The sequence below is a fragment of the Dysgonomonas sp. Shenzhen-Wh21 genome, from assembly GCF_043392705.1.
Lineage (GTDB): Bacteria > Bacteroidota > Bacteroidia > Bacteroidales > Dysgonomonadaceae > Dysgonomonas.
Window position 1 is genome coordinate 1 of the sequence record NZ_JAIXHZ010000114.1, and the last position, 9,561, is coordinate 9,561.

The 9,561-nt window shown below is 38.2% G+C and carries 6 protein-coding genes; 2 read left to right on the forward strand and 4 right to left on the reverse strand.

Annotation, left to right across the window (positions count from 1 at the left end; all coding sequences use genetic code 11):
• Positions 1-132: 132 nt before the first annotated feature.
• Both LDB17_RS07425 and LDB17_RS07430 read right to left on the reverse strand, forming a co-directional pair.
• Positions 133-2,262, reverse strand: coding sequence for a S46 family peptidase (locus tag LDB17_RS07425; RefSeq protein ID WP_252638089.1), 2,130 nt, complete (start codon positions 2,260-2,262; stop codon positions 133-135).
• 225 nt (positions 2,263-2,487) lie between these two features.
• Complete coding sequence (locus LDB17_RS07430) at positions 2,488-4,005, reverse strand: oligosaccharide flippase family protein (RefSeq protein ID WP_252638090.1); 1,518 nt, start codon at positions 4,003-4,005, stop codon at positions 2,488-2,490.
• Between the two features lie 224 nt (positions 4,006-4,229).
• Here LDB17_RS07430 and LDB17_RS07435 point away from each other — a divergent pair, with 224 nt between their 5' ends.
• Both LDB17_RS07435 and hemW read left to right on the forward strand, forming a co-directional pair.
• Positions 4,230-6,038, forward strand: a complete 1,809-nt coding sequence (locus LDB17_RS07435; RefSeq protein WP_252638091.1) for a long-chain fatty acid--CoA ligase — start codon at positions 4,230-4,232, stop codon at positions 6,036-6,038.
• A gap of 50 nt (positions 6,039-6,088) precedes the next feature.
• Positions 6,089-7,219: a radical SAM family heme chaperone HemW gene (gene hemW, locus LDB17_RS07440; RefSeq protein ID WP_252638092.1), complete on the forward strand. Its 1,131-nt coding sequence runs from the start codon at positions 6,089-6,091 to the stop codon at positions 7,217-7,219.
• Between the two features lie 47 nt (positions 7,220-7,266).
• Here hemW and LDB17_RS07445 read toward each other — a convergent pair whose 3' ends face one another.
• Both LDB17_RS07445 and LDB17_RS07450 read right to left on the reverse strand, forming a co-directional pair.
• Positions 7,267-8,634 (reverse strand): DUF58 domain-containing protein, encoded by a 1,368-nt coding sequence (locus LDB17_RS07445; RefSeq protein ID WP_252638093.1) that lies wholly within the window; start codon positions 8,632-8,634, stop codon positions 7,267-7,269.
• On the reverse strand, positions 8,598-9,561 hold a 964-nt coding region (locus LDB17_RS07450; RefSeq protein ID WP_393924969.1), incomplete at its 5' end, for an AAA family ATPase. The genes LDB17_RS07450 and LDB17_RS07445, both read right to left, overlap by 37 nt.

Here is a 9,561-nt window from a genome sequence, read left to right on the forward strand (position 1 = left end):
CTAAAAAAATATGAGTATTAATAAAAAGCGATATAAATCACACAATAAACAACTAACAACCTGCCACTTATAAATACAAAGGCTTGTGATTTTACTATCACAAGCCTTTGTTTTCCTTATACTCTTATATTTTTATTTTGCCACTTTCAGCTCGTTGATAAGACGAGGGCAGTTCATTACCTTATCTATTATATAAAGTACGTAACGTATGTCTACACTGATTGTACGTTGCAACTCTGGTTCAAACAAGATGTCACCGCTCAACGATTCCCAGTTGCCATCAAAAGCAAGTCCGATTAGTTCTGCGTTTCCATTAAATACAGGGCTACCTGAGTTACCTCCTGTAATATCGTTGTTCGACAAGAAGTTTACATACATTTTTCCATCAGCTTTGTTTGCATATTGTCCAAAATCTTTACTTGCCAAATCGTCCAATATATATTGTTGCACACCGAACTCTGGATCGTTAGGAACTTGTTTATTCAGTACACCTTGAGATGTTGAATAATAGTCGTAAGTAACCGCATCGGCAGGCTTATATCCGCCCACAGAGCCATAGCTCAAACGTTGAGTGAAGTTAGCATCCGGGTAGAAAGCTTTATTCGGCTCCATTTCCATTAATCCCGCCATAAACAAACGGCTGCCTTTATCTATCTGAGGATAATAAGGTGCAGATGCCTGACGTAATAGGTTTAAACATGGTTCTAAAGATTGAGCGAATGAAATTGCAGGGTCATTATTGATTGCCTCCTGATCTTCACTGCTTATTAGAGCTGTAGCAGCTTCCAGATTGGTAAATTTAGTATTGTTGTAGAACCACTCGGCAAATTTATCATAGTCTCCACCAAATTCATTTGCAATCTTTGTATATACCGAAGGCAAGTATTCAGCAGGAACTCTTTCGGCATATATTTTTAGTAATGCAGGCATTACTTTACGATCGAGAGCCGGCTCATAATCTTTATAAAGCGGAGCTAAACGCTTTGTGAATTCTTCACCTTTATTTTTGTCAGGATCCATTCTATTTACAAGGAGTGCCGTATTTGCATAGCGGATAATTTCAATCCCATTGAAGAATGTTTCGTACAGATATGTCTGAATTCTAGATGTTTCCATTGTTTCAGTATAGCCTTCTTTCACTAGCGTAAGAGCATCCCCGTATTTTGCTTGCAATGCAGGTTTTGAAGCAGCCCATTGCGCAAATCTAGCCTCAAGTTGTTCTTTATCTTTTATAACGCCAAGTTTAGCAATAGCTTCGTTCATCCCCATAGCATTTTTCCAGTAATTGGAGCTTCCTGCATATTTAGACGCGTATTTGATACGAATAGCATCGCTTGCGTTCATATCTTTTCTCCAGATATCCTGTTTTGCTCCGCGAACTTCAATCCGAGGTTTATGTTCCGATTCTACCATTTGGTTGATACCCCACGATGTCATATAGCGTTCGGTACTTCCCGGATATCCAATCGTCATGGCATAGTCGTTCTCTTTGTAGCCCTTTAGAGAAACAGGAACTGAATATTTAGGTTTGTAAGGTACATTATCTGCACTATATTCTGCTGCACCATTGTCTTTGTTAGCATAAACGCGGAATACAGAGAAGTCGCCGGTATGGCGAGGCCACATCCAGTTGTCTGTTTCACCACCAAATTTTCCTACAGAAGATGGAGGAGTAAATACAAGTCTTACGTCTCTGAATACTTCGTATACAACAACATAGTATTTGTTGTGTGTATAAAAAGGTATTACTTGCGCTCTAAGAAACTTATTGTCTTTATACTTTTCAAGATATACTTGCGACAAAGAGTCTATTTTTTCTTCACGTACATTCTCGCTGTCAGTAGATAATAGTGTGGAGGTTACAAAATCTGTAATGTCTTCGGTCTTTTGTAAGAAAGCAACAGTCAAACCTTCTGCTGGTAATTCTTCCTGAAATGACTGGCTTACAAAACCGTCTTTCAAATAATCATGATCTACAGAACTAAGCTTTTGTATTGCATCGTATCCGCAGTGATGGTTGGTGAATATCAACCCTTGACGAGATACCGATACTCCGGTACAGCCTCTACCAAAAATAACTACAGCATCTTTCAGCGAAGGGTTAGTCTCACTGTATATGCTATCAATAGGGAACTTAAATCCCAACTCTTTCATGCGGGCAGCACTCTGCCTGTTGAGTTCTTTTAATAGCCACATTCCCTCGTCAGCCTTTACTCCGGCAACAGTAAGGAAAATTGCTAATATTAAAAATAGTTTTCTCATCGTTTTAGTTATTATTAATTAATGATATGTTTGGTAATTAAATAGCTCTTCAGTCATACCTATATAATTTACTGGCTGGCTGAAAGATACAGCTAAAAGGTGACAAAAGTAACAGCTTTTACCCACTTTTTTAAAGTGTAACCTTTTATTCTTCACACAGCATACATCCCATTTATATACAGATAATTATATTTAACTTTCACAACACGATGAAATAAGAAAGTGTCACTTATTTCTTTTATTGTTGCTAATATATTTACTGATGACAGGAATCTCTTTTAATGGCAAATCTTTCTTTATTATAACCGCCGTAAATATAACAAGGAATACCGTACGATATGCCAGTCGTAAGATTTCGTTATCTATCTGTGGATACATGGCCGCAATGTAAAATACGACAGCCAAAGCAAAGTATAAGAAAATGCGCTTTAGGTCGTATCTTATCGGATAATATTTTTGTCCTATAAAATAAGATATACTCATAATAATCAGATTACAAATCAGCGTAGCCCATGCACTGGCAATATAGCCATAAACAGGGACAAAGATGATATTGATCGCAACCTGAAGGATACATCCGAATACAGAAAAATAGGCTCCGTATTTTGTCTTATCGGTTAGCTTATACCATACCGAAAGATTGAAGTACATCCCAAAAAATATTTCACCCATCATGGCAATAGGAACAATGACTGTACCTACTGTATAGTTTTTGCTGACTATATACTTCAATATATCAAGATAAAACATCACAGCCAGAAAAACGAGTAAAGCAAATATTACAAAATACTTCATAGCATCGGCATACGGTTTTGTACTGCTGTTCTCCCTATCCTTGCTAAAGAAGAAGGGCTCGTAAGCATACCGGAATGCCTGTGTAAACATTGTTATAATAACCGTTATCTTAAGGCAAGCATTGTATATACCTAATTGGCTGAAAGCTTCATCGGGATTATCGAACAGAAAAGGATAAGTTAATTGCGCTACAGTCTGATTTATAACTCCTGCCAGCCCCAATATTAAGAGAGGGAATGAGTATATCAGCATACGTCTGATCAGAGCATTATCAAATTGGAGCTTCACATTCTTCATTGTTGTCGGTATCAATAGTATCAATACCACCAAGCTAGACAGCAAGTTTGCCAAAAAGATGTATCCGATACCGATCTCGGGATGAAAGAACTTATTAATAGCCAGGTCCGGATAGTTTTTGTATAGCCAAGGACATACGACCAAAAACAGAAGATTGAAGAATATATTAAACCCTATAAACGTAAGCTTCAATGTAGCAAACCGAATCGGTCTTTTCTGATAACGCAAATAAGCAAAAGGGATTGTCATAAAAGCGTCCAGTGCCACTACAATAGCCATCATCCAGATATGTTCCTTGTGATCGGTATATTCCATCCATGACGAAATAGGATTGATGAAGGAAAAACAGAATAAAATAAACAGCAGAGATGTTGTAGCTAATGAGATTAAAGATGTAGCATATACTTTATCAGGATTCTCTTCTTTCTTGTTCATAAAGCGGAAAAATCCCGTTTCCATGCCGTAAGTCAGCAAAACCATGAATAACGCCGTGTAGCCGTATATATAGCTTACCTTGCCATACTCGATAGTATCAGTAAAAATATATGTGTGTAAAGGAACAAGTAACCAATTAAATATGCGGCCAACAATACTACTCAATCCATAGATTGCAGTATCTTTTGCTAAGCTCTTCATTCCACTCCCTGCCATATAGATATATTTAGTTGGCTACAAAAGTAGTAAAAATAAATCATGAGTTGTATTTTATACCCTGCTAGTTAATTCCATATTTTTACTCGTCAAGACACATTACCTAATCCCCTGATAGTAGCTACAATAGATGCCTAAGCAACTATAAAAAGTGAAATTAAATAATCATTTTTTAATATTATAAATTACCTTTGTGATAATAATAAATAAAAAAGGAAGTCCAAATGAATTATTATCATCTGTCTATATTGGTACATCGTCAGGCTATCAGGTATGGTAAGAGAACAGCTCTGAAATATAGAAACCCGTATGAAAAAAAATGGAAGAATATTTCATGGAATAAGTTTTCGGACAATGTAATGAAAACAGCCTGGGCAATGGCTGAAATGGGTGTAGAAGAAGGCTCTAGGATCGCTGTGTATTCTCAGAACATGCCACAATATCTTTTTGCGGATTTCGGTACTTTTGCCAATCGTTGCATTTCGGTACCTATCTATGCAACATCATCACCGTCGCAAGTAGAATATATCGTAAAGGATGCCAGTATACAGTTACTGTTCGCCGGAGAGCAGTTCCAATATAATAATGCATTTAAAGTGCAACAAAATTCGCCTGCTTTAAAGAAAATTGTTGTATTCGATAATAATGTGAAATTTCATCCCGATGATAAGACTTCTGTCTATTTTGATGATTTTATCGCTACCGGTGAAAATTCGCACACAGAAGTTATCGTGCGAGTACGCCTTAAATCGAGAAGAGAAGATGATATAGCTTGTATTATATATACTTCAGGTACAACCGGCGAACCGAAAGGAGTAGTATTACCACATTCGTGTTTCTCTCAGGTTTTCCGTATTCACGACATGCGTCTGCCTATGACTTCGAATAAAGACCTGTCTATGAATTTCCTTCCTTTGGCGCATATATTTGAACGGGCGTGGACATATTACGCTATCCATAAGGGTATGACCATTGCTATCAATCAAGATGCAAAGGAAATACAAAAATCAATAAAGCAAGTTCATCCGACTATCATGTGTAGTGTTCCCCGATTCTGGGAAAAAGTATATGCAGGCGTTCACGAAAAAATATCCAGTTCCAAAGGTCTGATGAAATGGCTATATACCGATGCCATCAAGACAGGGAAAAGATATAATTTGGACTTTAAAAATAAAAATCTACGAGCCCCGCTTGGTACTCGTATTAAATTTGCTCTATATAACAATACTATATTTTTCGTTCTTAAGCTGGTTATCGGTATCGAGAAGGGAAACATATTCCCTTGTGCAGGAGCTCCATTATCTGATTCAATCATTGAGTTTTTACAGTCGGTAAATATTCCAATAATTGTGGGTTATGGTCTTACTGAAACAACTGCAACTGTAAGCTTCTATCCTAACAAAGAATTTGTTATTGGGTCTATTGGCAGCGTAATGCCGGAAGTTGAGGTTAGGATTGATGAGACAAACAACGAGATTCTTGTGAAAGGAAAAACCGTGATGCGAGAATACTACAACAAACCAGAAGAAACAACTAAAGTTTTCACCGAAGACGGCTTCTTCCGGACGGGAGATGCAGGAAAATTGGAAAACGGAGTATTGTACATTACCGAACGTATCAAAGACCTGTTTAAGACAGCTAACGGAAAATATATCGCACCTCAAGCTATAGAGACACGCGTAGCCGAAGACAAGTTTATCGATATGATTGCAGTTATAGCCGACGAGCGTAAATTTGTGAGTGCTCTTATTGTTCCCGATTATAAAGCACTGGAAGAGTATGCAAATGAGCACCAAATAAAATATGACAAAGTAGAGGACTTGTTTTCTAATGTAGACATTCTCCGTATGCTCGACGGACGCATAGAACTCTTGCAAGCTCATTTTGCGCCATACGAAAAGATAAAAAAATACAGGTTGCTGGCCGAGCCATTTACGATGGAAGGTGGTGAATTAACCAATACACTCAAAATAAAGCGTAAATTTGTAGCAGAAAAATACAAAGATATTATCGACAAAATGTATAAAGAATAGAATGTTTAGCAACAACTAACTAATTCTTTCTAATAGCTTAAAATTACGCAATGGCCGGAATTTATATTCATGTTCCTTTTTGTAAGACAAGGTGCATATATTGTGACTTCTACACACGCACAGATATGTCTCCGAAGTATGACTATGTTTCGGCTCTTTGTGAAGAGATAAAGCTACGTAAAAACTACATTGGAGAGGAAGATGTAAAGACAGTATATTTTGGAGGAGGTACTCCATCTCAGTTATCTGAGAGTGACTTCCTCCGTATATTTGAAACTTTACACCATGAATTTCGGATAGCACCCGATGCTGAGATAACAATGGAAGCTAATCCCGATGATCTCTCACCTCAGTATTTAGCAACCCTTAAAGAAAAATTACCATTCAATCGCCTGAGCATTGGAATTCAAAGTTTTGACGATGAAGAGCTCAAATTCCTGAAGCGCAGGCATTCTGCCGATAAAGCAAAAGAAGCTGTCAGAATGTGCCAATCGTTAGGCTATGATAATATCAGTATAGACCTCATGTATGGTTTGCCGAACCAGACAATGCAGATTTGGGAAAGAAACCTCGAAGAAGCAATTGCTCTCGATGTACAGCATATTTCATCTTATCATTTGATCTATGAACAGGGCACAAGGCTCTATCGCTTATTCAAAATGGGAGACGTAAATCCTGTTGATGAAGACCTGAGTGTAGACATGTTTTCACGAATGATAGAGCAACTTACCGCTGCAGGATTTGATCATTATGAGATCTCTAATTTTGCTCGTCGCGGATTATACTCAAAACATAACAGCTCGTATTGGCTTGGAAAAAAGTACCTGGGACTAGGTCCTGCTGCCCACTCTTACGATGGACAAAACCGCTCGTGGAACGTTGCCTCTATATCAAAGTATATAGAAGGGATAAGGGCTGAAAATCCAAATCTTGAAATTGAGGCATTAGATGAAAACACAAGATACAACGATTTTATTTTAACAGGTATGCGTACCAAATGGGGAGTAAATCTGTCTGAACTGGAATCCCTTTTTGGCACTAAAATGAAAGCATTCTGCTTGAAAAACGCACGAAAATATCTCGATCAAGGGTTCTTAACCGAAAAGGATAATATCTTAAAATTAACCCGACAAGGAATCTTTATATCCGATGGTATAATGAGCGACCTGATGTGGGTATAATTTAGAGTTTCTAGAAAGGTTTTATCTGGCACTAATATTGAAGAAGATTAAATTAATCCTCTTGATTTGAATTCAAGATATTTATTTATAGAATCGATAGTAAGGTTTTCAGGCTTTGAGAGAATCGTATGAATTCCATATCTATTGAGTTCTTTTACGATCAGGTATTTATCATTCCATAGCTTTTCGGCCATCCCTTTTCTGAATATATCTTCCAATCCTGCAGGAGAAGACTCCAGCACCTCGTTAAATTCTGAATTCAAGAAAAATGCAACCAACACCAAATGATCTTTGGCCATGTGAGTGAGATATTTCAACTGGCGGCGCATTCCATTTATAGTCTCAAAGTTTGTAAACAAAACAATCAGACTGCGTTGCGACAATTTACGACGAACAGTAGCATACAATCGTTCATAATCAGACTCCTTAAAATCTGTTTTCTGCGCATATAACGTTTCCAAAATCTTTACTCGCTGACGGCGTTGCCTATCTGCCGGTAGTATTTCATCCACATTCTTAGAGAAGGTTATGAGTCCGGCTTTATCACCTTTATTCAGAGCTGTGGTACTTACCATCAATGTAGTATTGATTGCATAATCCAACAGTGTCAACCCGTTGAATGGCATTTTCATAGTACGCCCTTTGTCGATCAAGCAATATACAGGTTGTGATTTCTCTTCCTGATAGGTATTTACCATCAGCTGGCTCATACGTGCCGTTGCCTTGTAGTTGATTGTACGAGGATCGTCACCCAATACATAATGTTTAATATGATCAAATTCAGTAGCATGCCCGATGCGTCGTATTTTCTTAATACCATAGTCTGTAAGACGATGCGATGCCGCCAATAATTCATACTTGTGCATTTCGAGGAAAGACGGATATACGGCAACATCCTTATTCTCGTCGAATATATAACGTCGTGTAACAAGCCCCAAGAGTCCCGCCACATAAACGTTTATTGCTCCAAATTGATACACTCCTCTTTCGGTGGGACGAAGATCGTAGTACAAAACTTCCGATTTGCGTACACCTATCGAAGTACTAAAGGTCAGATCTCTTTTTTGAAACTGAAAAGGCACCTCTTCAATGATTTTGATCGCAACCCTGAATGGATATTTATTGGATACCGAAAGTGATATTGTGTTTACATCACCGTTCGATAACCGTTCGGGACAATTACGAAAAGCTTGTATACCTCTTGTCTGCCGATAAAGAGTAAAGGTATCCAACAATAAGAATACAGCCAACACGCTCATCACCACAGTCATGATAAAAAGTGAGACCTCGAAAATATAAGATACGAAGTATCCCAACACACATAAAGCCAGCGTGAAGAAAAAACGGTTTGAGAGATAGAAACTCTTAAAGAACCATTTTATCGGGGAACTTCCACTTTGTCTATCAGTTGACATATAATTGTATCGGTAGATGTACCGTCCATTTCTTTTTCGGGTGTTAATAAAATTCTGTGTCTAAGTACAGGCACAGCAACTTCCTTGATATCGTCAGGCGTTATAAAATCACGTCCTCGTATGGCTGCCATTGCTTTAGAGGCATTCAGTATTGCAAGCGATGCACGAGGCGAAGCCCCAAGGGTTATCCATGGGCTCTGACGTGTAGCAGATACAATCTGAGCGATATATTCTAATAGCTGATGTTCAACCAGCACTTTATCTACCGCTGAGCGCAAAGAGTTTAATTTCTCAGCCGTCAGAACCGGACGAATACCTATCTCAGGAGATAATTCACCTCGGTTTTGCCTGTCCAAGATATTTATCTCATCTACAATATTCGGATAATCGACTACGATTTTGAATAAGAAACGATCTAATTGAGCCTCGGGCAAACGATATGTCCCCTCCTGCTCTATCGGGTTTTGAGTAGCCATTACAAGAAATGGATAGCTCATTTTATATGTTGTTCCATCATTTGTAACCTGACGTTCTTCCATCACCTCAAAAAGCGCAGCCTGAGTCTTTGCAGGAGATCGGTTTATTTCATCAATCAGCACAATATTCGAAAAAATAGGCCCTTTCTTAAATTCAAATTTGGCAGACCCCGGAAGAAAAATACTTGTACCCAAGACGTCCGAAGGCATAAGATCGGGCGTAAACTGTATACGACTGAAAGCAACATCGATAGTCTTTGCCAGAAGTTTTGCTGATAAAGTTTTAGCAACACCGGGAACCCCTTCTACCAATACATGACCATTTGCCAAGATAGCAATTATCATCTGCTCTATCAGTTGATGCTGTCCAACAACAACACGCCCAATTTCATTTTTTATCTCCTGAACACTTTGGCTCAATTCGGAAAAATCTATCCTTGACTGAAATTCT

Bases quoted from the DNA above. Each gene is read 5' to 3' on its own strand.
- LDB17_RS07425 (WP_252638089.1), bottom strand. From the start codon at position 2,262: ATGAGAAAACTATTTTTAATATTAGCAATTTTCCTTACTGTTGCCGGA.
- LDB17_RS07430 (WP_252638090.1), bottom strand. From the start codon at position 4,005: ATGGCAGGGAGTGGAATGAAGAGCTTAGCAAAAGATACTGCAATCTAT.
- LDB17_RS07435 (WP_252638091.1), top strand. From the start codon at position 4,230: ATGAATTATTATCATCTGTCTATATTGGTACATCGTCAGGCTATCAGG.
- hemW (WP_252638092.1), top strand. From the start codon at position 6,089: ATGGCCGGAATTTATATTCATGTTCCTTTTTGTAAGACAAGGTGCATA.
- LDB17_RS07445 (WP_252638093.1), bottom strand. From the start codon at position 8,634: ATGTCAACTGATAGACAAAGTGGAAGTTCCCCGATAAAATGGTTCTTT.